Origin of the sequence: Streptomyces sp. LUP30 (assembly GCF_001746365.1) — a bacterium.
Classification (GTDB): Bacteria; Actinomycetota; Actinomycetes; order Streptomycetales; family Streptomycetaceae; genus Streptomyces.
In genome coordinates this window covers 57,289-80,796 of the sequence record NZ_MJAJ01000007.1, presented here as the reverse complement: position 1 = coordinate 80,796, position 23,508 = coordinate 57,289, and the positions used below count along the sequence as shown (strand labels likewise).

The window sequence follows — 23,508 nt, the reverse complement described above, 5'->3', positions numbered from 1 at the left end:
ATATGGACGGCACGGTCGCCGATACGGAGTCGCGGACTCGGCAGGCGAGACTGCTCGCCGCGGCCGAGCGTGAACTGGGCGGAGTGGCGGCCGCCGTCCTGGGGGATCGACTGGGCTCGATCGACCGGGCCGAAGCCGAGGATCTGCGCTTCGTCCTGGTGGACGCGCAGGGCGATACGGCGAACGTCCTGGTGGACGCCGTCCCCATGGAGGCGGGCCTGATCGCCAGAACGGTGACGAACACGACGTCGGAGCACTACGTCGTGCAGATATCGGATCGGCTGTCCACCGAGCAGCTGACGCAGGTGCTCGCCCACGAGCTCGGGGAACTCGCCGCCGTACGCGACCGCTCGAGCGCGGGTCTGCCTCCGGTGCGCGAGAGCCTTCTCGACCGATCCGAGCCGGGTGACCGGCGTGAGCTGTCGAGTCAGGACCACGGCCGTGTCGGCGAGCTCAACTGGCTCGCCGCCCGAGCGTCCGACGCGGGACTCCCGGAGCAGCGGCGGACCGAGGCGCGCGCCGAGCTCTCGGCGCTGCTCGACCGGTGCGGTCTGCGGCCCGTGGCCCCCATGGAGCGGGAAGAGGCCTACGGCGCCGAGTTCAGGGCTGCGCAGGTCAGGCTCTTCGCGTCCGCGGATCTGCTGTCCTACGAGGCACTGCACCTCGTCGACGACCTCGCCCGCCCCGTGGAACACCTCTCCCCCGCCGACGCCTCCGCCCTGCGGGCGTCCCGCGACGCGGCCCTGCGCGCGGAACGCCAGGTCGAGGCCTTCATCGGGCGGCGTGAACTCACCATGCCCATGCCCGGATACGACCAGGACGGCCTCCCCCTCCCCCGCGACCAGCTGGAGACCGCCGCCGTGCAGTGGGCGGACCACCGCGCGCAGATCAGCGAGCGGACCGTGCGAACGCTGGAGGGGCAGCTCGCCGAAGGGCGGCTTCCGCTGCGCAAGGTCGTGATCGGCGGCGGCGCCAGTCTCACCGGACGGGATCCTCAGGCCCTGCTGATCGACGGCGCCGGGCGATGGCACCTCGACCCCGGCGCCGGCATCGTGCAGTCCGCCGATCAGGACCGCGACCTCACTCAGTGGATGGGCGTGGACCCCTACTCCGCCGTCGACGATCCCCGGCACCGCATCTCCGTCCACGCCGTCCGGGTCTGGGAGGACCAGCTCGCCACGCAGGGCGACGTGGTCAACGGCCACGCCCGGCTGCGACTCGGCCGCGACGGTGAACTTCTCGCAGAGGTAAGGCCGTTGGGCGACGACGGCAAGGAGAGCGCGACTCCCCTCTGGGTGGCCTGCGACGGCGTCCCCGGCATCGCCACGGGCCTCACGCCGGAGCTCGTACCGGGAATGCCGCGCGGCGAGTTCCCCGTGGAGAGCCGCGCCGAAGCCGTGCGGCTGATCGGCGACCGGCTGGGAGAGCTCCAGGGCCAGGGCGTCGCCGGGGCGGGCGAACTGCGCGCCTGGCTGACACGGGCCGAGCGCGGACGCGCGGACACCCGCACCGTGCTCGATGCCCTGAGCTCCTCCCCGGCGCTGAAGGACGCCCTCACGGCCGGTCCGGCCGGCGCAAGCGGCGCGGCCGCGACCCGCATGGGCAACTGCTTCACCGCACTCGAATCCACGCGGAAGTGGGAGACGGCCCGTGCGGCAGCGCCGGGGCGGGCGCTGCTGGGCGACGAAGTCGCGGAGAACCGTTTCGACGCCGGTGCGGCCCGGGAGTGGATCGTCGTGGGTTCCGGCGGAACCGCCGTCGCCAACGCGGAGATCCTCCTCGTCCAGAATCCCGGGGCCCACGTCACGATCATCGGTTCGCAGCCGCCGCCGGCGCTCCAGCACCAGGTCCAGTTCCCGGCGATGCAGCAGAAATACGGCCACGGCGAGCACGGCGAGCGGCGGCTGACCTTCGTCGAGGCGCGTGTCGGGGCCATCGAGACCTACCAGGACGACAAGGGCGTGACCCGGTTCCAGGTCCCCTACACCGAGAAGGGGACCGGGGAGCGGCGGACGGCCCGGAGCGACGGTTACGTCACCAGCCTCGGCCGCACCAACCCCCTGCCGTCGGCCCTCCAGGACCTGGCGAACGAGGTGCGCGACCGCGGCGGCGAGATCTCCGGCGACCTGTTGTTCGACAGGGACGACCAGTACATCGGCTACGGCCTCACCTTCACCGTGGACGGCAGGGAACACCGCGTCGACGTGGACGGCGCGGCCTCCTGGCAGTTGCCGCGCGAGATCTTCCCACCGGAGACGGGCCTCCAGGCCGACCTGAACGCGATGGGCGTGCGCGGGCTGCCGTCCGAGACCGGCAACGCGGCCCCCGGCTTCTCCCCGGTCGCCCGCCAGAGCGCCCTGCGCGCGCGTGCCGTCGCGGCGGCAGCGGCCGGCGACCCGGAAGCGGTACGACGCCTTTCGACCGTTCCGGAGCGCTGGCAACGCCCTGACCTCCACCGGCCGACGGAAGCGGCGGAGCCGACCGGGGCGACGAGAGCTGCGCCGCAAACGGCGGCAGAAGCGGCGCCGCCCACACGGACACCGGCCGCGCCCTCAGCCCCGACCCCAGGCCCAGCCCCAGGGCCGACCCCAGGGTCGGCCCCAGCCCCGACGCCCGCACCGGCGCCGACGCCGGCACCCGGCCGAACAGCGGCACCGGGCCCGACACCGGCGGTCCCCGGATCGCATCTCTGGCAGCTGGGCGTCCCTCGGGACGGCGGCGACAGGCCGACCGCCCCCGCCCAGCAGCCGCGGCACAGGCCGCCGGGCCACGAGCGTCCGGAACCGGGCGTCGGCATGGGCGACTGACCCGCGCGACCGAACACGCGGCGACGCCGGACACGAAGGGAGGGCCCGGAGACGGTGACGTCTCCGGGCCCTCCCTGTTGCCCTCGGCCCTGCGCTCGGCCCGCCAGGACCTGTCAGGTGCCGCTCAGTCGGCTGTCTGCTGCCGCTTGGGCCGCCAGACCACCAACGCGCTGGTCTGCTGGACCTCCTGATACGGCACCAGGTCCCGCCGGTAGGAGGCATGCACCGCGGCTTCCCGCTGCTGCATGGCGGCCGCCGCGCCGTCCAGCGCCGCCTGCAGCTCGGCCGCCCGGGCCTGCAGGGCGGCCACCTGGTTCTCCAGCTCGATGATCCGCTTGATACCGGCCAGGTTGATGCCCTCGTCCTGCGACAACTGCTGGACGGTGCGCAGCAGTTCGATGTCGCGGGCCGAGTAGCGCCGGCCCCGGCCGGCCGTGCGGTCGGGGGAGACGAGGCCCAGACGGTCGTACTGGCGCAGCGTCTGCGGGTGCAGGCCGGAGAGCTGGGCCGCCACCGAGATGACGTAGACCGGGGTTTCCTCGGTCAGTTCATACGGGTTACGTCGACGGCCGTCCATCACGCTCATGCTCCCTTCGCGGCCTCGAACAACTCCGCCCGCGGATCCTCGTCCGCGGTCGCCTCGCGATACGCCTCCAGCGCGTCACGAGCCTTCCCCGACAGGTCCTTCGGAACACTCACCTCGACGGTGACCAGGAGGTCGCCGCGCGTGCCGTCCTTGCGGACCGCGCCCTTGCCCCGCGCCCGCATGGTACGGCCGTTGGGTGTGCCGGGCGGCAGCTTCAGCGTCAACGACGGTCCGCCGAGCGTCGGGACCTTGATCTCGCCGCCCAGGGCCGCCTCGGTGAACGTCACCGGCACCGTCACCGTCAGGTTGTCGTCCTTGCGGCCGAAGACCGGGTGGGCGCCCACGTGGACCACGACGTACAGGTCGCCCGAGGGGCCGCCGCGCTCGCCCGGCGCGCCCTTGCCGCGCAGCCGGATGCGCTGGCTGTCCGTGACTCCCGCCGGGATGCGGACCTGCATGGTCCGGGACGACTTGGCGCGCCCGCTGCCCTTGCAGTCCAGGCACGGGTGCTCGGCGATCAGGCCGCGGCCCTTGCAGTCGGGGCAGGGGTCGGTCAGCGAGAAGCCTCCGCCCGAGCCCCGAGCGACCTGACCGGTGCCGACGCAGGTCGGGCACACGCGCGGGGTGCCGTTCTTGTCGCCGGTGCCCGAGCACGCCTTGCACGGGGACTGCGAGGACATCCGCAGCGGGACCGTGGCGCCCTCGATGGCCTCCGTGAAGGTCAGGGTGACCTCGGTGTCGATGTCCTGGCCGCGCCGCGGCTGGGTGCGGGTGGTGCCCGCGCCGCCGCGGTTGAACAGGCCGCCGAAGACGTCCCCGATGCCGCCGCCGAAGCCGCCGGAGGCGCCGCCGCCCTGGGCGCCGCCTCCGAAGAGGTCGCCCAGGTCGAAGTTGAAGGAGCCGCCGGCGCCCGGACCCGGGCGGAAGCCGCCGTTGCCGAAGAGGGCGCGTGCCTCGTCGTACTCCTTGCGCTTCTTGGCGTCGCCGAGGACGTCGTTCGCCTCGGAGATCTCCTTGAAGCGCTCCTCCGCCTTGGCGTTGCCCTTGTTGGCGTCCGGGTGGTACTCGCGAGCGAGCTTCCGGTAAGCCTTCTTGATCTCGGCCTCGGTGGCGTCCTTGGGGACGCCGAGGACCTTGTAGAAGTCCTTCTCGATGAAGTCCTTGGTGCTCATCCTCGACGTCCCTCCTCTCGCGTCGTCATGACGACCGGTGCGTCGGTCGTCTCAAGCTCAGCCCTCGTCCGGGCCACCGCTCTCCTTGTCGTCCGCCGCCTCCGCGGAGGCCGTGCCCGTTTCCGAGTCGGCCTTCGCGGGCTGCGCGCCGGGCTGCGGTTCGGCCACGGCCACCCGCGCGGGGCGGATGGTGCGTTCGCCGATTCGATACCCCGGCTGCAGAATCGCCACGCACGTCGTCTCGGTGACGTCGGGCGCGTAACTGTGCATCAGGGCCTCGTGGATCGTCGGGTCGAAGGGCTCGCCCTCCTTGCCGAACTGCTGCAGGCCCATCTTCGCCGCGACGGTCTCCAGGGACTCGGCGACGGACTTGAAGCCGCCGACGAGTTCGCCGTGCTCCCGCGCGCGGCCGATGTCGTCGAGGACGGGAAGGAGTTCGGTCAGGAGGTTCGCGACGGCGATCTCCTTGACCGCGATCCGGTCACGCTCGACCCGGCGGCGGTAGTTCTGGAACTCGGCCTGGAGGCGCTGGAGGTCCGCCGTGCGCTCGTCGAGCGCCTTGCGGGCCTGGTCCAGCTGGGCCACCAGACCGGCCGTCTGGTTCGCGTCCCCTGCCGGGGCCGCCCCGTCCGCCGGAGCGGAGGGGGCGGTCTTCGGCTCGGCGTCTTCAGGGGTGGCGCCGGAGGGGACGTCGGGCTTCTCCTCGAAGCCCGGGGTCTCCTCCGTCACGCGGCACCGTCCTTGCGCTCGTCGTCCACGATCTCGGCGTCCACGACGTCGTCGTCGGCCTTGGGGGCCTCGGCGCCGCCCGCGGCGCCCGCCGCGTCCTGACCGCCTGCGGCCTGGGCGTCGGCGTACATGGCCTGGCCGACCTTCTGCGAGACCGCGGCGACCTTCTCGGTCGCGGTGCGGATCTCGGCGGTGTCCTCGCCCTTGAGCGCGGCCTTCAGCTCCTCGACGGCAGCCTCGACCTCGGTCTTGACCTCGCCCGGGACCTTGTCCTCGTTGTCCTTGAGGAACTTCTCCGTCTGGTAGACGAGCTGCTCGCCCTGGTTGCGGGCCTCGGCGGCCTCACGGCGGCGGTGGTCCTCGTCCGCGTACTGCTCCGCCTCCTGGCGCATGCGGTCGACCTCGTCCTTCGGCAGCGAGGAGCCGCCGGTGACGGTCATCTTCTGCTCCTTGCCCGTGCCCAGGTCCTTCGCGGTCACGTGCATGATGCCGTTGGCGTCGATGTCGAAGGCGACCTCGATCTGCGGGACGCCGCGCGGGGCCGGCGGAAGGCCCGTCAGCTCGAACATCCCGAGCTTCTTGTTGTACGCCGCGATCTCGCGCTCGCCCTGGTAGACCTGGATCTGCACGGAGGGCTGGTTGTCCTCGGCGGTGGTGAAGATCTCGGACCGCTTGGTCGGGATCGTCGTGTTCCGCTCGATGAGCTTCGTCATGATGCCGCCCTTGGTCTCGATGCCAAGCGACAGCGGGGTCACGTCGAGGAGCAGGACGTCCTTGACCTCACCCTTGAGCACACCGGCCTGCAGCGCGGCGCCGATGGCCACGACCTCGTCCGGGTTGACGCCCTTGTTGGCGTCCTGGCCGCCGGTCAGCTCCTTGACGAGCTCGGCGACGGCGGGCATACGGGTCGAACCACCGACGAGAACGACGTGGTCGATCTCGGAGAGGTTGATGCCGGCGTCCTTGATGACGTTGTGGAACGGCGTCTTGCAGCGCTCCAGCAGGTCGGCCGTCAGCTGCTGGAACTGGGCGCGGGTGAGCTTCTCGTCCAGGTGCAGCGGGCCCTCGGCGGACGCCGTGATGTAGGGCAGGTTGATCGAGGTCTCGGTGGACGAGGACAGCTCGATCTTCGCCTTCTCGGCGGCCTCGCGCAGACGCTGCAGCGCCATCTTGTCCTTGGCGAGGTCCACGCCGTGGCCGGCCTTGAACTGCTGCACCAGGTAGTCGACGACGCGCTGGTCCCAGTCGTCGCCGCCGAGGTGGTTGTCACCGTTGGTGGCCTTCACCTCGACGACGCCGTCACCGATCTCCAGGAGGGACACGTCGAAGGTGCCGCCGCCGAGGTCGAAGACGAGGATCGTCTGGTCGTCCTTGTCGAGGCCGTACGCGAGCGCGGCCGCGGTGGGCTCGTTGACGATGCGCAGGACGTTGAGACCGGCGATCTCGCCGGCTTCCTTCGTCGCCTGACGCTCGGAGTCGTTGAAGTAGGCCGGGACGGTGATGACCGCGTCGGTCACCTTCTCGCCCAGGTAGGCCTCGGCGTCCCGCTTCAGCTTCTGCAGGATGAACGCGGAGATCTGCTGCGGGTTGAACGGCTTCCCGTCGAGCTCGATCTTCCAGTCGGTGCCCATGTGACGCTTCACCGAGCGGATGGTCCGGTCCACGTTCGTGACCGCCTGCCGCTTGGCGACCTCGCCCACGAGGACTTCGCCGTTCTTCGCGAAGGCGACGACGGACGGCGTGGTCCTGGCACCCTCGGCGTTGGTGATGACGGTGGGCTCGCCGCCCTCCAGAACGCTGACGACGGAGTTGGTTGTGCCCAGGTCGATGCCGACCGCACGTGCCATGGTGATCTTCCTCCAGCTGACTTGAGTGGAACGGACTCAAGTGTGCACGACACTCACCTCCCGGTCAACAGACCTGAGTCGAGCGCACTCAACTCTTATCCGTTCCTTACACGCAAGGAGGCCTTGACCTGCGGTGATACGGATCGCCCCGCTCCTCGCACCTCGGAATCCGGGGACGACCGCACGGACTCGGGTTGACGCCGGGGCGCATACACGGGCGCGGGACGTGCCATCGTCCGCGGCCCGGACCGACCGCCGGACCGCTCCTCCTGAAGCGCGCCCCGCGCGCGAGGAGCACGCGGCGCCCGGACGGCCCGACGGCCCCCGCGTGCGTCCCGGCCGCCGCCGCCCTGCCGTCCCGCACGCGCGCGGGGAGGCCCGTACACCGAGACGCGCAGCAGCCCGGGCACGACGACGAGTACCCCGCCGGCCACCCACAGCACCGCCCGCGCCTGCAGCCATCCGGCGTGCGCCAGCACACCGACGAGCACCGCGCAGAAGGCCGCGACGCCGAGCAGGACGGCCACTCCCTGAGGGGTGAGCCCGAGTCGGCGCAGCCGGTGGGCGAGATGGTCGGGCGCGCCGCGCAACAGGGGCCGTCGGGCCAGCCGCCGCGACACGACCACCAGGAGGACGTCGGCCCCGGCGACCGCCGTGAGCGCGAACAGCACGGCCGTGCCGACGACGGGGTCCTGTCCCGCGCGGGCGATGACGGCGGCCGCGGCGAGCAGGAAGCCCGAGAAGAGCGAGCCGCACGCGCCGAGAGCCACGCGCGCGGGAGGCCAGTTGTGCATCAGGAACCCGGTCAGCGCGGCGGCGAACACACTGAGCAACACCACCAGTCCGTCCATGACCTCGACGGCGACGCAGGCGGCCACCCCGAAGGCCGTGACGACGCCTACGGTCCCGGCCACCCCGTCGGCGTGGTCGAGGGCCCGGAAGGCGAGGGCGACGAAGGTGATCCAGGCGACGGCCGCCACCCCGGGAAGCGTCCCGGTGTCGCCGTAGGGCACGACGAAGGCGGCCGCGACCGCGGTGCCGATCACGAGGAAGCGGACGTTGAGCCGCCACACGTCGGCGATCAGGCCGAGCGCGGCGACCGCGCCTCCGGCGGCGAGCAGCACCTTGATCCCGTCCCCGAGCGGGGCGATGCCCGTCCGGTCGCCGGCGATCGCGACGAGACAGGTGGCGAGCACGACGGCGGCGCCCCCGAACAGCGGCACACGCCGCTGACGCTGCCGCCGGTCGAGCAGTCCGAGGCGCAGAGCGGGCACGCGCAGCAGCGCGGCGAGGACGGCGGAGAGGAACAGGGCGGTGGCGGCAGCGGCGATCCCGTAGAGCACGGATATAAATTAGTCATAAATGTACCAATTTGGTACGAATAACACGGCCGGGTTGTGACCGGATCCTGAGGCAACCCTCAGCGACTCAGATCACTCCGCTCCCCGCTACAGTGCGACGCAGAAGACGGGGTAGTCTCAGACGGACTGCATAAGTTACCGCTTAGTAATCACTGACGAAGTCCCCTCGCAGGCCCGAGGAGCCCCCAAATGCAACTCGCCGCGATCATCGTGTCGCTGGTTCTGATCGTGGTCGGCGTGGCCCTTTTCGCCCGCGCCGTCCTGCAGATCTACACCTTCATGCGGCTCGGCCAGAACGTGCCCGCGGGCACCCGCACCGACGAGCCCGGCCGGCGCACCGTCACCGTGGCCAAGGAGTTCCTCGGCCACACCCGGATGAACCGCTGGGGCATCGTCGGTGTCGCGCACTGGTTCGTCGCGGTGGGCTTCTTCTCGCTGCTGCTGACGATCGTCAACGCCATCGGCCAGCTGTTCCAGGCCGACTGGCTGCTGCCGGTCATCGGCGAGTGGGCCCCGTACAACGTCTTCGTCGAGTTCATCGGCACGATGACGGTGCTCGGCATCCTGGTGCTGATCGTGATCCGCCAGCTGAGCCGGCCGGACCGGCCGGGCCGCAAGTCCCGGTTCGCCGGCTCCAACTTCGGCCAGGCGTACTTCGTCGAGGCCGTCATCCTCATCGTCGGCGTCTGCATCTTCATGCTGCACGCCCTCGAAGGCGCCCAGCACCACGTGGACGGCTACGAGGCGTCCTTCTTCATCTCGTACCCGGTGGTCTCGGCGCTCGGGCACCTGGACGTCTCCACGCTCCAGAACCTCACCTACTTCTTCGCCGGCCTCAAGATCGCGACCTCGTTCATCTGGATGATCACGGTCGCGCTCAAGACCGACATGGGCGTGGCCTGGCACCGCTTCCTGGCGTTCCCGAACATCTGGTTCAAGCGCAACGCGGACGGCGCCACCTCGCTCGGCGCGCTCCTGCCGATGACCTCCGGCGGCAAGCCGATCGACTTCACCGACCCCGGCGACGACGACGTCTTCGGCGTCTCCCAGGTCGAGCAGTTCTCGTGGAAGGGCCTGCTGGACTTCTCCACCTGCACCGAGTGCGGCCGCTGCCAGTCGCAGTGCCCCGCCTGGAACACCGGCAAGCCGCTCTCCCCCAAGCTCCTCATCATGTCCCTGCGGGACCACGCCCACGCCAAGGCCCCCTACCTGCTGGCCGGCGGCGGCAAGACGATGGAGGGCGAGGAGAAGGCGAGCGAGGACCAGCTCAAGGACGTCCCCGCGGCCGCTCTCGCGGAGGCCGAACGCCCGCTGATCGGCACCGCCGAGGAGAACGGCGTCATCGACCCCGACGTCCTGTGGTCCTGCACCACCTGCGGCGCCTGCGTCGAGCAGTGCCCGGTGGACATCGAACACGTCGACCACATCGTCGACATGCGCCGCTACCAGGTGATGATCGAGTCCGCGTTCCCGTCCGAGGCGGGCACGATGCTCAAGAACCTGGAGAAGAAGGGCAACCCCTGGGGCCTGGCCAAGAAGCAGCGCCTGGAGTGGCTGAAGGAAGTCGACTTCGAGGTGCCGGTCGTCGGCCAGGACATCGAGGACCTGACCGAGGTCGAGTACCTGTACTGGGTCGGCTGCGCCGGCGCCCTGGAGGACCGCGCCAAGAAGACGACCAAGGCCTTCGCCGAGCTGCTGCACATCGCGGGCGTCAAGTTCGCGATCATGGGCGGCGACGAGAAGTGCACCGGCGACTCCGCCCGCCGCCTCGGCAACGAGCCCCTGTTCCAGGAGCTCGGCATGGAGAACGTCATGGCGCTGAACATGGCGTTCGGCGAGGAGCTGGACGACGACGGCAAGGTCGTGCCGGAGTCCGCCAAGCCCAAGTCGGCGAAGAAGATCGTCGCCACCTGCCCGCACTGCCTCAACACCATCGGCAACGAGTACCCGCAGCTCGGCGGCGACTACGAGGTCATCCACCACACCCAGCTGCTCCAGCACCTGGTGGACGAGGGCAAGCTCATCCCGGTCACCCCGGTCGAGGGCATCATCACCTACCACGACCCGTGCTACCTGGGCCGGCACAACAAGATCTACACCCCGCCGCGCGACATCATCGCCAGCGTCCCGGGTCTGCGGAACGAGGAGATGCACCGCCACAAGGAGCGCGGCTTCTGCTGCGGCGCCGGCGGCGCGCGGATGTGGATGGAGGAGCGGATCGGCAAGCGCATCAACAACGAGCGCGTCGACGAAGCCCTCTCCCTCAACCCCGACATCGTCTCGACGGCCTGCCCGTTCTGCCTCGTCATGCTGACCGACTCGGTCAACGGCAAGAAGAACGAGGGCAAGGCCAAGGAGTCCATCCAGGTCGTGGACGTCTCCCAGCTGCTGCTGGAGTCGGTCAAGACCCCGGTCGACGACGAGCCCCCCGCGGGCGAGGCGCAGGCCGAGAGCGAGCCGGAGCCGCAGCCGGTCGAGTAACCCGAACGGCCGTACCGTCGCCCCCGTGTCCCGGCCGGACGCGGGGGCGACGCCGTTCCCCGGCCCCCCAACCGCTCCCGCGCCTCGCCCGGGGAGGACGCGCCTGGGACATCCCCCTAGGTCGGGCCCCTGAACAACCACTGAATCCAGCACCGTTGCTCCCCTTAGGGGATGTCACAGCTCGGCAGCAAAGCCGTGCGCGAACGGCGGCCCCGGCACGTGATTCGGCGGGACCAGGTACGTTCGAAGGCGTGGCTGGATTCAGGATCGGACGCGGCGGCCGGGACAACCGTGCCCCGCAAACGCGACCGCAACACCCTCCGTACGGGCAGCAGGCGCCCCAGGGACCGTCGCGGCCCTCGGGCCCGTCGGGCCCCTCAGGACCGTCGGGTCCCTCGGGGCCGTCGTACGGCTACCCGTCTGCCCAGCAGCCGTACCCGCCGCAGCGACCGCAGTACGGCGGTCCGGGCGCGGGCGGCGGCCAGTGGCCGCAGGCGAACGGCGGCGGCTACGGCGGGCGCAACGGCGACGAGCCGGAGTACTTCGGCGGCGACGCCCCCTACGGGGCGCCCGGCGGTCCCGGCGCAGGCGCTCAGGGGGGCGTCCCGCACGACCCGTACGCCGCGAACAACCCGGGCCACACCCAGGCCTTCTCGATCGACGAGCACAGCCAGTACGACCAGTACAACCAGGGCGGGACGTACCACGCCGGCTCGGCCCCGGCCCGCCCCGTCGGTCCGCGCCTGCACTGGAAGGAACTGATCAAGGGCATCGTCCTCACCCCCAAGCAGACCTTTCTGCAGATGCGGGACTACACGATGTGGGGCCCCGCCCTCGTCGTCACGTTCCTCTACGGACTGCTCGCCGTGTTCGGCTTCGACGGTGCACGCGCGGACGCGATCAACGCGACCCTCTCCAACGCCATCCCGATCGTCCTGACGACGGCCGTCGCGATGGTGCTGAGCTCCTTCATCCTCGGCGTGGTCACCCACACCCTGGCCCGGCAGCTCGGCGGAGACGGCGCCTGGCAGCCCACGGTCGGCCTCTCCATGCTGATCATGTCCCTCACGGACGCGCCGCGCCTCGTCTTCGCGATGTTCTTCGGCGGCGACGCCTCGTTCGTCCAGCTGCTGGGCTGGGCGACATGGGTGGCGGCCGGCGCCCTCCTCACCCTGATGGTCAGCCGCTCCCACGACCTGCCGTGGCCGAAGGCGCTGGGCGCGTCGTCGATCCAGCTGATCGCCCTGCTGTCGATCGTGAAGCTGGGCACGTTCTAGCAGCAGAGGGCCGGTCGGCCCGTCAGCAGACAGACACCCGAGAGGGCCCCCGAGGACGACCGCACCCGGGGGCCCTCCCGCATGCCGAGGGCAACGTCCGATGGAGCCGGGCAGCCCCCACCGAGACCCGGGCATCACCAGCCGAGGGCTCGGGCCTCGTGGTCGCGAGCCGGCCGGCTCAGGGCCGTGAACGGTCCGCGCATTCCCACGGGCTCCCGAGTTCAGGTCACTTCACTAGCTGACACTCACCGGCGGGGCACCACCGGGACGAGTCGACGCCCTCGCGGGCAATCCGATGCCGGATGCCTCGTACCCGCAGGTCAGAGGGCTTCCCTGGAGGGAGTGACCGTCTGCCCCGGCCCACGTACCACCGGCAGAACACTCCAGGGGAAGTTGATCCAGTCGTCGGTCCGCTTCCACACGTACTCGCACTTCACGAGCGACTGCGACTTCTCGTAGACGACGGCGCTGCGCACCTCGGCGACGGCGTCCAGACAGAAGTCGCGCACCAGCTTCAGCGTCTTGCCCGTGTCGGCGACGTCGTCCGTGATGAGGACCTTCTTGTCGGAGAAGTCGATCACGTCGGGGACGGGCGCGAGCATGACGGGCATGTCCAGCGTCGTCCCGACGCCGGTATAGAACTCCACGTTGACCAGGTGGATGTTCTTGCAGTCGAGGGCGTAGGCGAGCCCGCCGGCGACGAAGACGCCGCCGCGGGCGATGCTGAGGATGACATCGGGGACGTACCCGTCGTCGGCGACGGCCTGCGCGAGCTCGCGGACGGCCGTCCCGAACTGCTCGTACGTGAGATTCTCCCGCGCCGGCTCAAGGTCTCCGGCGCCCGTGCCGTCCATGCCGCCGTCGCCCACGCCGCTGGTCACACCTGGGTCCGGTGGAAGTTCATGAAGGACCGCGAGGCCGTCGGACCGCGCTGCCCCTGGTACCGGGATCCGTACCGCTCACTGCCGTACGGCGACTCGGCGGGCGAGGTCAGCCGGAACATGCACAGCTGGCCGATCTTCATCCCGGGCCAGAGCTTGATCGGCAGGGTGGCGAGGTTGGACAGTTCGAGCGTCACGTGCCCGGAGAACCCGGGGTCGATGAACCCGGCGGTGGAGTGGGTGACCAGTCCGAGCCGCCCGAGCGAGCTCTTGCCCTCCAGCCGGGAGGCGAGGTCGTCGGGAAGCGAGATGACCTCGTACGTGGAGGCGAGGACGAACTCCCCGGGGTGAAGGATGAACGGCTCGTCGCCCTCGGGCTCCACGAGCCGGGTCAGGTCGACCTGCTCGGTGGAGGGGTCGATGTGCGGGTACCGGTGGTTCTCGAACACCCGGAAGTACCGGTCGAGCCGGACATCGATGCTCGACGGCTGCACCATGGATTCGTCGTAGGGATCGATCCGTACGCGTCCGGAGTCGATCTCGGCCCGGATGTCCTTGTCTGAGAGAAGCACGTCCCGAGGATACGCAAGGCGCGCGGAGCCACCACCATCGGACGACTCCACGCGCCGAACCGCAAGTGCGTCGGTCCCCTGCCACGGCGACCGCCGCCTGACGGCTACTGCTCTCTCACGTACCTCACGTACCTCACACGTCTCTCGCGTCCCTCCTCGTACCCGACTACCGCTCCCCCGCGGCCACCGCTTCCTCGCGGTGATGCCGGTCGAGAGCCACCGGTACGGCGTTGCGCAACCGTGCGCAACGAGGACACCGGACGAGTCGCCCGGGACCGAGCCGCAAGGCCTGCTGCATCGGGAACGAAGCGGTGCTGAACACGTGCCCATCGGCACAACGGACGACGGTGCGCTCCATCAAGTCCTGTAGTCCCTTCCCCAAGAGCCGCGTCCGGCTGCTGCTCGCCGGACGCTGAAAGCCACATTACGGGACGAACAGGACGACCTCACAGACGGCACTCCGACCCCGCCCGGCCCCACTTCCACCGCACCACCGTACGCCCCAACTCCAGCCTCATGTAGCCGGATCCCTCCTCTTGAAACGCACACAGGTCTCAGGGCTTCAGCGCCCGAGGCCTGGCATGAGGTAGAGTGACGGAGCGTTCCGACACCGGTCCTGACCGGCGTCTTACGCGGGTGTAGTTTAATGGTAGAACATCAGCTTCCCAAGCTGAGAGCGCGAGTTCGATTCTCGTCACCCGCTCCATATAGAGCCCCCAGGTCGATGACCCGGGGGTTCTTTGTTGTCTGGACGGGCTGACGGGGCGCGCACCACATCCGCACCACAAGGGCGCGACTGGCTGCCCGTGGGCTTCTCGTCGTGGTGCGCGGGGTCGGGATCCTTGCCCTTGTGGTGCTTCGCACGCTCGGCGCGAACCAGGTCGTCGAGGCCGGCCGCGAGGTCGTTGACGGCAGTGGCTGACGGCAATCGCTCCTGAGGAGCTGACGCAGGATCGATGGGAAGGCGCCTGGTGAATCACGGGATCCATCTGGAGCGGAGCTGAGTACTCGTACTCATGTGCCGCCTTACGCGCGTAGGCAGGGTGGCGAGTATGGACTTACCCGTTGCCCCTCCAGCCTTCGATGCCACCACCGGCTCCCGGCGGCGGCGCCGCGTGGACCGGGGTGCCGACATCGCCGCCGGGTGCGGTCTCGTGCTCCTGGAGCTGATCGCCTTGGCGGTGATCTTCGGACTCTGGTTCCTGTCGGGTTTCGATCTCGACCCGGAGAAGACCGTCACGACCGATCCCTTGTGGGGCTATCTGGTCGCCGCCGGCGGAGTCGGAGTCCTCGCCATCGCGGCGGCCGTGACAGCCGCATGGGTCGACGCCGTCGTGACGGTTGCCACCCAGGCCGTAATGGCCACCTTGATCCTCATGATCTTCTTAGGTGGGGGTGAGGTCCAGTCTCACCAGGACCGGTTGTGCCACGACGTGCCGTCAGCGGCCGGTTGCATGCTCCGCGCACACTGCCCACCAGCTGTCGCCGCCGGCATCCGTGACGAGAACGCTCCATGCGGCGGGGTGGGGGCATGGTGCGGCCCAGGCGCACTCGCCCCGCGCGGATGCAGTTTCGCGCTGGTGGTAACTCGCCGCCCACGAACACATTCGCCGAAGCTTCATGCCTCACAGTGACGCAAAGGCTCGTCCTGCACGGCCTCTTCTAGCGAGTGGCCCGCAACTCCATCCCCTCGAAGGCACGTACGCCCTCGGCCTCGGGCCACAGCGTGTGGGAGGTCGCATACGAGCCTGTTCCAGCCGGCGTCGACGGCCTTCGGGCCGCCCGGAAGGCCCGGGCGCAGGCCCAGGCCCAGGCCCAGGCCCGGGCGCAGCCCCAGGCCCAGCGCACGCTCGTGGGCTACCCGTGCTCACCGTGGTGGAACACCGCCCGTACGGAAAAACCGCCCTCGTTGGTCTTGCCGTAGGTGAACTCGCCCTGCACTGAGGCTACTTGGGCGGCCAGGCCGGTGAGGCCGTGCCCGCCGTGCGGTAGCGGCGGCACAGCGACGCGAGGGGCCTCGTTGCGCACCATCACGACCAGCCGCTCCGACGAACCGTCCTGAGCAGCCGACTCGATCGTCACCTCGATCCGCGCGCCCGGCGCGTAGCGCACCGCGTTCGTCAGGGCCTCCTGCACAACACGGTAGGCGGCGCTCTGGATGTCGGCGGGCCAGCGGTCGGGCTCTTTCACGGCTATCCGGGCTGTGTCGAACAGGTCGGCGCGGGCCAGGAGATGTGCGATCTGTCGCAGGCTGCCCATGCGCGGATCGTCTTCCGGGGGGCGCAGCATCCCGGTGACGGCCCGCATCTCGTCGAGCGCCCGGCGACTGAGTGAATGGATGGCGGCGGCGTCCTCGGCGACAGCCAGGTCCTGTGTGCGGGAACCGAGGGCCTCCGCTCGCAAGGCGATCAGGCTCGCCGCGTGGCCGATGGAGTCGTGGAGCGTACGGGCCAGCGCGGACCGTTCCTCCATGGAGGCCAGGCGCCGGGTGAGACGCAGTTCCTCGGACCGGCTCCGTCTGAGCGCGATGTAGCTGCTGACGAGCGCCTTGTGGGTGCGGAACTGGAGGCCGATCGCTGTCGGCGCGGCCGAGGCTGCGGCAGCGTGGACGATGCAGATGACCCAGTCGTTGGGCGTGCCGGGCGTTCCACGCCCGGGCAGTAGGGACTGCGCGACGGCGACGGTCGTGACCGCCGCGGTGCAGGCGCCGGCGATCCGCAGTGAGTACCGCCGCCCGATGTGGAAGAGGGCGATGATCGGAGCAAGCACGATGTCGCCGTCGGCCATGCCCACGAGGGCGAGCGCGAGGACGGTCAGCGGGTAGCGGCGGCGCATCACCAGGGCGAGGACCGTGACGACGGACACGGCAAGCTGGTGCGGATGCCAGCCAGGTGCGTGGGCATGCCACTGCAACAGGTCGGCCCCCGCGAGGAGCAGCACCCCGGCGTCGGCGGCCCGCTCCCTGGTGAACCTCCTGCCTGTCGTGCCGATCACGCCGGCATGTTGAGCAGCCCGAGCCTTTCCGCGGTCAAGGCGGCTCGTACCCGGTTCTTCGTGCCGAGCTTGGCCAGGACCGCGCTGACATGCGTCTTGACGGTCTCTGGACTCAGGACGAGGCAGTCGGCGATCTCACGGTTGGTGAGGCCGCTGCCCAGGAGTTCGAGGACTTCGCGCTCGCGCTGCGTGAACCGTCCGGCACGGTCGCGGGCTTCGGCGTCCCTGACGGAGCGAGTCGCGAACTGGCGGTAGCCGTCGATGACGGTCGGCGCGACGGGACGGGACACGGCGCCGACTCCGGCGGCTGCCTCTCGGACGGCGTCGGCGAGTTCGGCGGCGGTCGCGTCCTTCAGCAGATAGCCGATGGCGCCCTCCGCGAAGGCCCGCAACACGTCCGAGTCGGCCGCGAACCGCGTCATCATGACGACGGCCGGTGGATCGGCCAGCCTCCTGAGGCGGCGCAGCACCGCGATGCCGTCCACCTGAGGCATCCGCAGATCGAGCAGGACGACGTCCACCCTGCTGTCCCGAGCAAGCCGTTCCGCCTCACGTCCGGAACAGTCGCCCACCACGCGCAGATCGGAACATTCGGGACGCTGAAGCATCGCGCGTAGAGCGGACCGTACCAATGACTCGTCGTCAACTATCAGCACGCTGGTCATGACTCCCCCATTGCTGCCAGTGGCTCTCCCCGTGCACCCGGTGGTCAGCCGGGTGGTGTGACTCAAGAGCTGGCCGTGACTTGAGGATACGCGTGCGCCTTCCCCCGGCTGGGGGAGAAGGACGCGAAAAAACTGGCCAGATCAGGGGATGGGAACAGGTGTGCCATCGACGCAAGCATGATCCCTGCATGCAAGCGCGTACGAAATCGTACGAAACGCAATAGTTGAGCATCGTCGATGTGAACTGCCTTGCTCGATCTGACCAGATCCGAAGGGAAAGCCTTGTGAGAGGTAAGAAGTTCATAGCGGGCACCGTGTCCGTCGGCGTGATCGCCGCGGCAGCCAGCGGTCTGATGGCATCGACGGCGTCCGCGTCGTCTCTTCCCGAGCAGAAGACCGCGGCCGACGAGTCGGTGCAGCGCGCGACCGTTCTCGACGGCGGCGCCAACCCGCAGTTCCTGCACGCCATTGCCAACGACATCGTCGCCGGCGTGACCGGAGCCGTCGGCGCGAAGGCCGTGGAGTCGGCTGTGAAGGTCACGACCCGGCTCCGGTCGTCCTCCAGCGAGTCGTCTTCGTCGTCCGAATCGTCCTCTTCATCCAGCGGCGGCCCGGTGACGAGCCCTGCCTCACTGCACGGCATCATCCCGGACGACGCACAGTTCGACGCGAACTGAGCTCCGACGGTGAAGTGACCGGCCGGAGTTGACCCCGGCCACGGCCGCCCGGCGCGCCGCACCAGACGCGCCGGGCGGCGCCCGACCGACACATGGGGGATGCATTCCCGGATGGCAGCGCACACGAAATCCCTTGACGGGACGGACCTCGGCGCATCAAGTCCTGACTCATCGCATGACCTGACGGCAGCCGACACCTCGAACGACGGCGAGTCCCTGCCCCACCACCCTCCCGCAACGGCCCGCGTCCCTGTTCCCGTACGGGTCCGGCTCTGCGTGGTCCTCGGCATGCTGCCCGTGCTCGTCTTCACGGCGGCGTGTCTGGTGTACAACGCCCCGCAGTCACCGGCGTCCGTGCGGTTGATCGGACCTGCCCGCCAGGTTCTCGAACCGTACTTCTGGCAGGACTGGCAGCTCTTCGGCCCCACACCCGGCACCAGCAACGACCTGGTCTACCTGCGGGCCCGGATCCAGTACGGAGGAAAGGTGGTCGAGACGGCCCCGGTCGAGGTCGAGAAGGCGATCGACGAGGCCCCCCGCGGCTTCCGCATCAATCCCACGAAGCTGCCCGGCATCATGCTCGCCTTCGACCAGACCAGCAGTCACTACGCGAGTACGGCCACCCGGATCAAGGAGCTTCCCGCGGCACAGCGCAAGGCCGCCCAGGCTGCCTTGGACAAGCGGTACAAGGCGGACTTCGAGGAGATGCAGCGGTTCTTCTCGGCCCGTGCGCACTCGTTGTACCCGGGGGCGCGCATACTCGCCGTGCAGGCGACCTACAAGACGCAACCGATCGTCCCGTTCTCGGAGCGGTACGAGAGTCCGCGTCCGAAGGAGAAGGTCAAGGGACTTCTGCAGACGTCATGGATGCCCTACGTACCGGGAGTGGCCCAGTGACCGGGCGTCCATCTCGCGCAACGCGCGCCTGCAAAGCGACAGGCGCTTTCCTGCTCGCCCGACTGGACGGGTTCGCGCTGCGGACGGCACGCCGGGAGCGGCGCCTCATCGGTCTCTCCCTGATGCGGCTGGTCATCGGCTTCGCGACCATCCTGTACTGCCTCGCCGACTACTCCAACCGCCAGTTCCTGTGGGGCCCGCACGCCTACAACAGCCCTTCCACGGCGTCCGCCCAGATCCCGGGCGGCGGCTTCTCGCTGTACCTGCTCAGTGACTCGCGGGCGTGGTTCGAACTCCTCTTCCACGCGACGATCCTGGTCTCCGCCGCCTTCATGATTTTCGGCGGCCGCGTGCTCACGGTCGTACAGGCGGTGCTGATGTGGTCACTGCACTACCGCAACCAGGACCTTCTGGAAGGCGGCGACAACCTCGCCCAGATCCTCGTGATCTTCCTGGCCTTCACCGTCTCCAACGCCTACTTCGCCCCCGGTGCCGGGAAACGGCGTGAAAAGCTCCTCGCCCCCGACCGGACGCCGGCCGTTTCCACCGTGCTGCACAACCTCGCCACGTATCTCATCGTCTTCCAGACCGCCGTCCTGTACTTCGCGGCCGGCTACTGGAAGATCTTCGGCAAGGTATGGCAGGACGGGGTCGCGATGTACTACGTCAGCCGCGAGACCGAGTTCCACATGTCGGCCAGGTTCGCCCACCTCATGGGCAACGCCTACCTGGGCACGGCAGTCTCCTACGCGACGATCGCCGTCGAGCTGGCCTTCCCGTTCGCCCTGCTGTCGTCGCGGGCCTGGCTGCGCAAGGCCAACACCCTCGCGCTGGAGGCGATGCATCTGGGCATCGCGGCCTTCATGGGCCTCGTCTGCTTCGGGCTGCTGATGATCGGCGCGGACTGTGTCTGCCTGCGTGACGAGGACTACCGGTCGCTGTGGCGAAGCGTGCGGGCAGGCCGTGCCCGGACGGCAGCGAATCGGCCGGGGGAGGCGGGGCGCCGGCGCGTATTCCTGACAGGCGGCTCCGCACCCCGGTTGCCGGGTACAACTCTTCGGAAGGGAGCCCACGATCATGTCTGAGCCTCTGGTCGTCCACGACGGCGCCTGTGGCTTCTGCCGCGCCACGGTGCCGCGCCTCGCGCGTACCCGCCGTCTGCGTCCCACCGGACGCTGCTTGAAGTATCAGGCCGTGGATCCGGCCTTGTACGGGTTGAACCCCGGGCCGTGGGAGCACACGTGCGCGATCTGACGCCCGAGCCGCAGCTGCCGGCGCAACTGCCGGAAGCACAAGCTCTGTCGCGGTTCCTCACCGCGGGCCCGGACGAGTGGCCCCGCCTCGCACCGCGCGTGACGGAAGAGGTCGGGACGGACACTCTGGAGCGGATCGTCCGCGCCACCACCGCCCGCATCGGAGAGCTCCTCACCGTGACAGACAGTCCCGACGGGCTGATCATTTCCGGGAGCAACGGCCAGGTACGCGCCTGGGCCCAAACGGCACCCGACGGCGAACTCACGGCGCTGCGCATCGAAGGCGCCCGCTACACCCCGCCCCGGCGCCGCCGGCGTCTGCCCGCGCCCCTGGCCTGGTGGGGGTATCTGACCCTGGTCACCCTCTGGAACGTCCTGACCGTCTGGACGGCCACGGACCGCACCGCCTGGCTCGGCGACATGGGGAGCCTGGCCGCCTTCTACGTGCTCGTCGAAGGAGCCGGCGCGCCGGCGCAGCAACCCCGGCTGCTGCGCCGCACAGTCGAAGCAGCCGCCGTGGCAGCCGTCGCCTCCGCATGCCGGCTGCCCGGTCTGCCGACAGGGCATGGCATCCTGCGCCTCGTCGGCGGCGTCGCCCTCCTGGCGGGAGCCGTGTGGCTGGTCGCCGCCGCCCGGCGGCACCGCTGGAAGGCACCGCTGTCCCAGCCGCTGGCATTCCCGCTGGAGGGCTCGTGGTACGTCGTGCAGGGTGGCGGCCGCATACTGAACCACCATGCTCGGGTACCGGAGCAGCGCGGCGCCCTCGACCTGGTAGCGCTCGGCTCCCGAGGCACCCGCACTCGGCCGGGCAGTGACCTGCCCGCATACGCCGCCTACGGTCGCCCCGTCCGCTCTCCCTGCGACGGCCGCGTGATCTCCGCCGCCGACACGGTCCAGGACCAGCAGCCGGGTGAAATCCGCTACCAGCCGCCCTACGGCAACCACGTGTTCCTCGACACCGGCCGGGAGATCGTCAAACTGGCGCATCTGCGCCCCGGCTCGGTGACGGTGGCCAAGGGCGACATCGTCCGCGCGGGCCAACTCCTCGGCGAGGTCGGCAACACCGGGAACACCACCGAGCCGCACCTGCACATCCACGCCGAACGCGACGGCATCGGGCTGGACCTGGAGTTCACCGGAGTGCCCGGGCGACTGCACCGCGGGCGAACGATCCGCGCCTGAAGCAAGACGCACCCTCCGACACCCCGCGATACGCAACACCACCCCTCCCCCGAAAAAAACGCCCACCTGGCCCTCTCGAAGGAGGCCTGCGCTCCCGTGCGCCCTCTTCCCGTACGCCGCGCTTTCGCCATCGCGGCCGCCGTGGCCGCAACGGCCGCCGTCCTCGCGCCCACAGCCCGCGCCGCCGAGCCGCCCAGTCCCGTATCCCTGTCGACCGACCACCCCCACCACGCCACCCTCGGGACCGACGCCGGCCGGATCCCCGCAACCACACCTCTCACCGCCCGCCTCTACCTCGGCACCCGCGACCCGGACGGTCTGGACGCCTTCCTCACTGCCGTGACCACCCCCTCCAGCCCCCACTACCGGCACTTCCTCACGCCGCCCCAGTACGACAGACGCTTCGGCATGACCCCCGCTGCACGGCACAGAATCCGGCAGTGGCTCACCAGCGCACACCTACGCGTCATCGCGAACGCCCCGCACTATCTCCAAATAGCAGGCACAGAAGCGGAGTTCGCGGGGGCTCTGGGCACCGACATCCACCGCTACGACACCCCGGGCGGGACCGTCCAGGCGCCCACCGGGGACCTACGCCTTCCCCCCTCTCTGGCCCAGGACGTGAGGGGTGTCGAGGGCTTCTCCTTCGACGTGCCGGCCGCCGCCCGGCCCCTGGGCCACCCCGAGCCGTATTCCGTCGATCAACAGGCCTCCTGCTCCTCGTACTTCGGCGAACGTCCCGCCACCACCCTCCCGAAGACATACGGGAGAACGCAGACCTACGCCCCCTGCCCCTACACCCCGCCCCTCCTGCGCGGCGCCTACGGCGTGACCGCCTCAGGAGCCACGGGCAAGGGCCGCACCGTCGCCATCGTGGGCGCCTACGGCAGCCCCACGGCCGAACAGGACGCGAACACCTACGCCACGGCCACCGGCGACCATCCCTTCCGGCCCGGCCAGTACCGCGAGCGCGTCACCCCGTCCGACTGGAACATCACCAAAGCATGTGCGCCACCCGCGAGTTGGGCAGGGGAACAGGCACTCGACGTGGAAATGGCCCACGGCTACGCACCGGAAGCGGACATCCTCTACGTCGGCGCCGACTCCTGCCTGGACGCGGACCTCATGGACGCCGAGTCGTACATCATCGACCACCACGCCGCCGACGCGATATCGAACTCGTGGGCCGAGGTCATCCACACCAGTCGGCCACACCTCACGCCCGACCTCCTCAGAGCCTGGAACATGCTGTTCCGCCAGGCGGCAGCCGAGGGCATCGGCGTGTACTTCGCCGCCGGCGACTGCGGCGACCAGTCCCCCGACGCCACCCTTGGCGGCCTCAACTGCGACCCGAACACCACCCGGGCACAGGCCGACTTCCCCAGCGGCTCACCGTGGGTGACCTCTGTCGGCGGCACGACACTGGCCACCGCCAAGGACGGCAGCTACGCCTGGGAGACCAGCATGGGCGACAACCTCTCCATCCTCTCCCCGCAGGGCACCGAGTGGGAGCCCATGCCCGGCCTGTTCACCTTCGGCAGCGGCGGCGGCCCCAGCGACTTCCGCCGGCCCTGGTACCAGCGCGGCGCCGTCCCCGACTCGCTCGCCCACGGTCACCGCGTCACACCGGACATCTCGATGGAGGGGGACGGCGCGCTCCCTGTCCTGATCGGCTACACCGTCTCCGGGCGGTACGAAACGGTCGGCTACGGCGGCACCTCCGCCGCCGCCCCGGCCTTCGCCGCCCTCCAGGCGGACGCCGAGCAGCTGTCCGGCCACAGCCTGGGCTTCGCCAATCCCTTGCTGTACGCGATGCGAAACGCCGGAGTCTTCCGCGACATCCGGGACCCGGCCCGGCCGACCGCCGTCGTCCGCGACATGGGCCCGGACGCCGGAACGTATCGCTACCTCCTTTACACCCTCGGCCACGACTACGGCCTCAAGGCCACCAAGGGCTACGACATGTCCTCCGGTCTGGGCTCGCCCGCCCCGTCGTACCTGGACTGGTTCCGGCGCCGGGGCGGCTGGAGGGTGAATCGCTGATCGGTGGGGCTCTCGCTCCTCCCGGTCCCTGCCCCCGCCCCGGAAGGGCCGGCTCAGGAGGGTTTCCTCCCAGGCCGGCCCTTC

General features: G+C 70.0%; 19 protein-coding genes and 1 tRNA gene. 10 read left to right on the top strand and 10 right to left on the bottom strand.

Translation table 11 applies throughout. The annotated features are described in order from the left end of the window. Positions 1-2: 2 nt before the first annotated feature. Complete coding sequence (locus BG482_RS08565; protein ID WP_069768302.1) at positions 3-2,807, top strand: hypothetical protein; 2,805 nt, start codon at positions 3-5, stop codon at positions 2,805-2,807. Between the two features lie 124 nt (positions 2,808-2,931). Here BG482_RS08565 and BG482_RS08560 read toward each other — a convergent pair whose 3' ends face one another. The 5 genes from BG482_RS08560 to BG482_RS08540 all read right to left on the bottom strand — a co-directional run bounded on the left by BG482_RS08560 (position 2,932) and on the right by BG482_RS08540 (position 8,484). Further along, on the bottom strand, positions 2,932-3,384 hold the full coding sequence (locus BG482_RS08560) for a heat shock protein transcriptional repressor HspR (RefSeq protein ID WP_069768478.1): 453 nt from the start codon (positions 3,382-3,384) through the stop codon (positions 2,932-2,934). Between the two features lie 5 nt (positions 3,385-3,389). After that, a complete protein-coding gene (dnaJ, locus tag BG482_RS08555; protein ID WP_069768301.1) occupies positions 3,390-4,565 on the bottom strand; it encodes a molecular chaperone DnaJ in 1,176 nt (391 codons plus the stop codon). Positions 4,566-4,622: 57 nt separating this feature from the next. After that, positions 4,623-5,294: a nucleotide exchange factor GrpE gene (grpE, locus tag BG482_RS08550; RefSeq protein ID WP_069768300.1), complete on the bottom strand. Its 672-nt coding sequence runs from the start codon at positions 5,292-5,294 to the stop codon at positions 4,623-4,625. Further along, the gene (gene dnaK, locus BG482_RS08545; protein WP_069768299.1) at positions 5,291-7,141 is read right to left on the bottom strand and encodes a molecular chaperone DnaK; all 1,851 of its coding nucleotides are present in this window, start codon (positions 7,139-7,141) and stop codon (positions 5,291-5,293) included. Before dnaK ends, grpE begins: the two co-directional genes overlap by 4 nt. Positions 7,142-7,236: 95 nt before the next feature. Continuing rightward, on the bottom strand, positions 7,237-8,484 hold the full coding sequence (locus BG482_RS08540; protein WP_069768298.1) for an MraY family glycosyltransferase: 1,248 nt from the start codon (positions 8,482-8,484) through the stop codon (positions 7,237-7,239). Positions 8,485-8,691: 207 nt separating this feature from the next. On the opposite strand from BG482_RS08540, the gene BG482_RS08535 reads away from it, so the two are divergent. Together BG482_RS08535 and BG482_RS08530 are read left to right on the top strand one after the other, a co-directional pair. Continuing rightward, on the top strand, positions 8,692-10,983 hold the full coding sequence (locus BG482_RS08535) for a (Fe-S)-binding protein (protein WP_069768297.1): 2,292 nt from the start codon (positions 8,692-8,694) through the stop codon (positions 10,981-10,983). A gap of 251 nt (positions 10,984-11,234) precedes the next feature. Beyond that, the gene (locus BG482_RS08530; protein WP_069768296.1) at positions 11,235-12,260 is read left to right on the top strand and encodes a Yip1 family protein; all 1,026 of its coding nucleotides are present in this window, start codon (positions 11,235-11,237) and stop codon (positions 12,258-12,260) included. Positions 12,261-12,580: 320 nt separating this feature from the next. Here the strand turns inward: BG482_RS08530 and BG482_RS08525 are convergent, their stop codons facing one another. From BG482_RS08525 to BG482_RS45045, 3 genes are all read right to left on the bottom strand, one after another. Continuing rightward, positions 12,581-13,114 carry a phosphoribosyltransferase gene (locus BG482_RS08525; RefSeq protein WP_069768477.1) on the bottom strand — a complete coding sequence of 178 codons (534 nt, stop codon included), beginning with the start codon at positions 13,112-13,114 and terminating at the stop codon, positions 12,581-12,583. A 23-nt stretch (positions 13,115-13,137) separates the two neighbouring features. Beyond that, positions 13,138-13,713 (bottom strand): dCTP deaminase, encoded by a 576-nt coding sequence (gene dcd / locus BG482_RS08520; RefSeq protein WP_069768295.1) that lies wholly within the window; start codon positions 13,711-13,713, stop codon positions 13,138-13,140. A gap of 166 nt (positions 13,714-13,879) precedes the next feature. Continuing rightward, on the bottom strand, positions 13,880-14,071 hold the full coding sequence (locus BG482_RS45045) for a hypothetical protein (RefSeq protein ID WP_079141683.1): 192 nt from the start codon (positions 14,069-14,071) through the stop codon (positions 13,880-13,882). Between the two features lie 274 nt (positions 14,072-14,345). On the opposite strand from BG482_RS45045, the gene BG482_RS08515 reads away from it, so the two are divergent. Next, positions 14,346-14,419, top strand: a tRNA-Gly gene (locus tag BG482_RS08515). Positions 14,420-14,765: 346 nt separating this feature from the next. Beyond that, positions 14,766-15,347, top strand: coding sequence for a DUF6234 family protein (locus tag BG482_RS08510; RefSeq protein ID WP_256096304.1), 582 nt, complete (start codon positions 14,766-14,768; stop codon positions 15,345-15,347). 223 nt (positions 15,348-15,570) lie between these two features. Here BG482_RS08510 and BG482_RS08505 read toward each other — a convergent pair whose 3' ends face one another. Further along, entirely contained in the window at positions 15,571-16,707 is a 1,137-nt protein-coding gene (locus BG482_RS08505; RefSeq protein ID WP_069768293.1) for a sensor histidine kinase, read from the bottom strand. Then, positions 16,704-17,372: a response regulator transcription factor gene (locus tag BG482_RS08500; protein WP_069768292.1), complete on the bottom strand. Its 669-nt coding sequence runs from the start codon at positions 17,370-17,372 to the stop codon at positions 16,704-16,706. The genes BG482_RS08505 and BG482_RS08500 overlap by 4 nt, the downstream gene beginning before the upstream one ends. Before the next feature lie 224 nt (positions 17,373-17,596). Here BG482_RS08500 and BG482_RS08495 point away from each other — a divergent pair, with 224 nt between their 5' ends. The 5 genes from BG482_RS08495 to BG482_RS45790 all read left to right on the top strand — a co-directional run bounded on the left by BG482_RS08495 (position 17,597) and on the right by BG482_RS45790 (position 23,424). After that, a complete protein-coding gene (locus BG482_RS08495) occupies positions 17,597-18,049 on the top strand; it encodes a hypothetical protein (RefSeq protein WP_141746558.1) in 453 nt (150 codons plus the stop codon). Positions 18,050-18,337: 288 nt separating this feature from the next. Beyond that, positions 18,338-18,946, top strand: a complete 609-nt coding sequence (locus tag BG482_RS08490) for a DUF5819 family protein (protein ID WP_141746557.1) — start codon at positions 18,338-18,340, stop codon at positions 18,944-18,946. After that, positions 18,943-20,031 (top strand): HTTM domain-containing protein, encoded by a 1,089-nt coding sequence (locus BG482_RS08485; protein WP_141746556.1) that lies wholly within the window; start codon positions 18,943-18,945, stop codon positions 20,029-20,031. The genes BG482_RS08490 and BG482_RS08485 overlap by 4 nt, the downstream gene beginning before the upstream one ends. A 156-nt stretch (positions 20,032-20,187) precedes the next feature. Next, entirely contained in the window at positions 20,188-21,381 is a 1,194-nt protein-coding gene (locus BG482_RS45040; protein ID WP_069768288.1) for a M23 family metallopeptidase, read from the top strand. Between the two features lie 96 nt (positions 21,382-21,477). Beyond that, positions 21,478-23,424, top strand: coding sequence for a protease pro-enzyme activation domain-containing protein (locus BG482_RS45790; protein ID WP_079141682.1), 1,947 nt, complete (start codon positions 21,478-21,480; stop codon positions 23,422-23,424). Positions 23,425-23,508: the final 84 nt, after the last annotated feature.

What these genes read in the sequence shown, in the direction of transcription:
- BG482_RS08490 (WP_141746557.1), top strand. Translation starts at nt 18,338, where the DNA reads ATGCTGCCCGTGCTCGTCTTCACGGCGGCGTGTCTGGTGTACAACGCC.
- dnaK (WP_069768299.1), bottom strand. Translation starts at nt 7,141, where the DNA reads ATGGCACGTGCGGTCGGCATCGACCTGGGCACAACCAACTCCGTCGTC.
- dnaJ (WP_069768301.1), bottom strand. Translation starts at nt 4,565, where the DNA reads ATGAGCACCAAGGACTTCATCGAGAAGGACTTCTACAAGGTCCTCGGC.
- BG482_RS08510 (WP_256096304.1), top strand. Translation starts at nt 14,766, where the DNA reads ATGGACTTACCCGTTGCCCCTCCAGCCTTCGATGCCACCACCGGCTCC.
- BG482_RS08525 (WP_069768477.1), bottom strand. Translation starts at nt 13,114, where the DNA reads ATGGACGGCACGGGCGCCGGAGACCTTGAGCCGGCGCGGGAGAATCTC.
- BG482_RS08500 (WP_069768292.1), bottom strand. Translation starts at nt 17,372, where the DNA reads ATGACCAGCGTGCTGATAGTTGACGACGAGTCATTGGTACGGTCCGCT.
- BG482_RS08565 (WP_069768302.1), top strand. Translation starts at nt 3, where the DNA reads ATGGACGGCACGGTCGCCGATACGGAGTCGCGGACTCGGCAGGCGAGA.
- BG482_RS08560 (WP_069768478.1), bottom strand. Translation starts at nt 3,384, where the DNA reads ATGGACGGCCGTCGACGTAACCCGTATGAACTGACCGAGGAAACCCCG.
- BG482_RS08535 (WP_069768297.1), top strand. Translation starts at nt 8,692, where the DNA reads ATGCAACTCGCCGCGATCATCGTGTCGCTGGTTCTGATCGTGGTCGGC.
- BG482_RS45045 (WP_079141683.1), bottom strand. Translation starts at nt 14,071, where the DNA reads ATGGAGCGCACCGTCGTCCGTTGTGCCGATGGGCACGTGTTCAGCACC.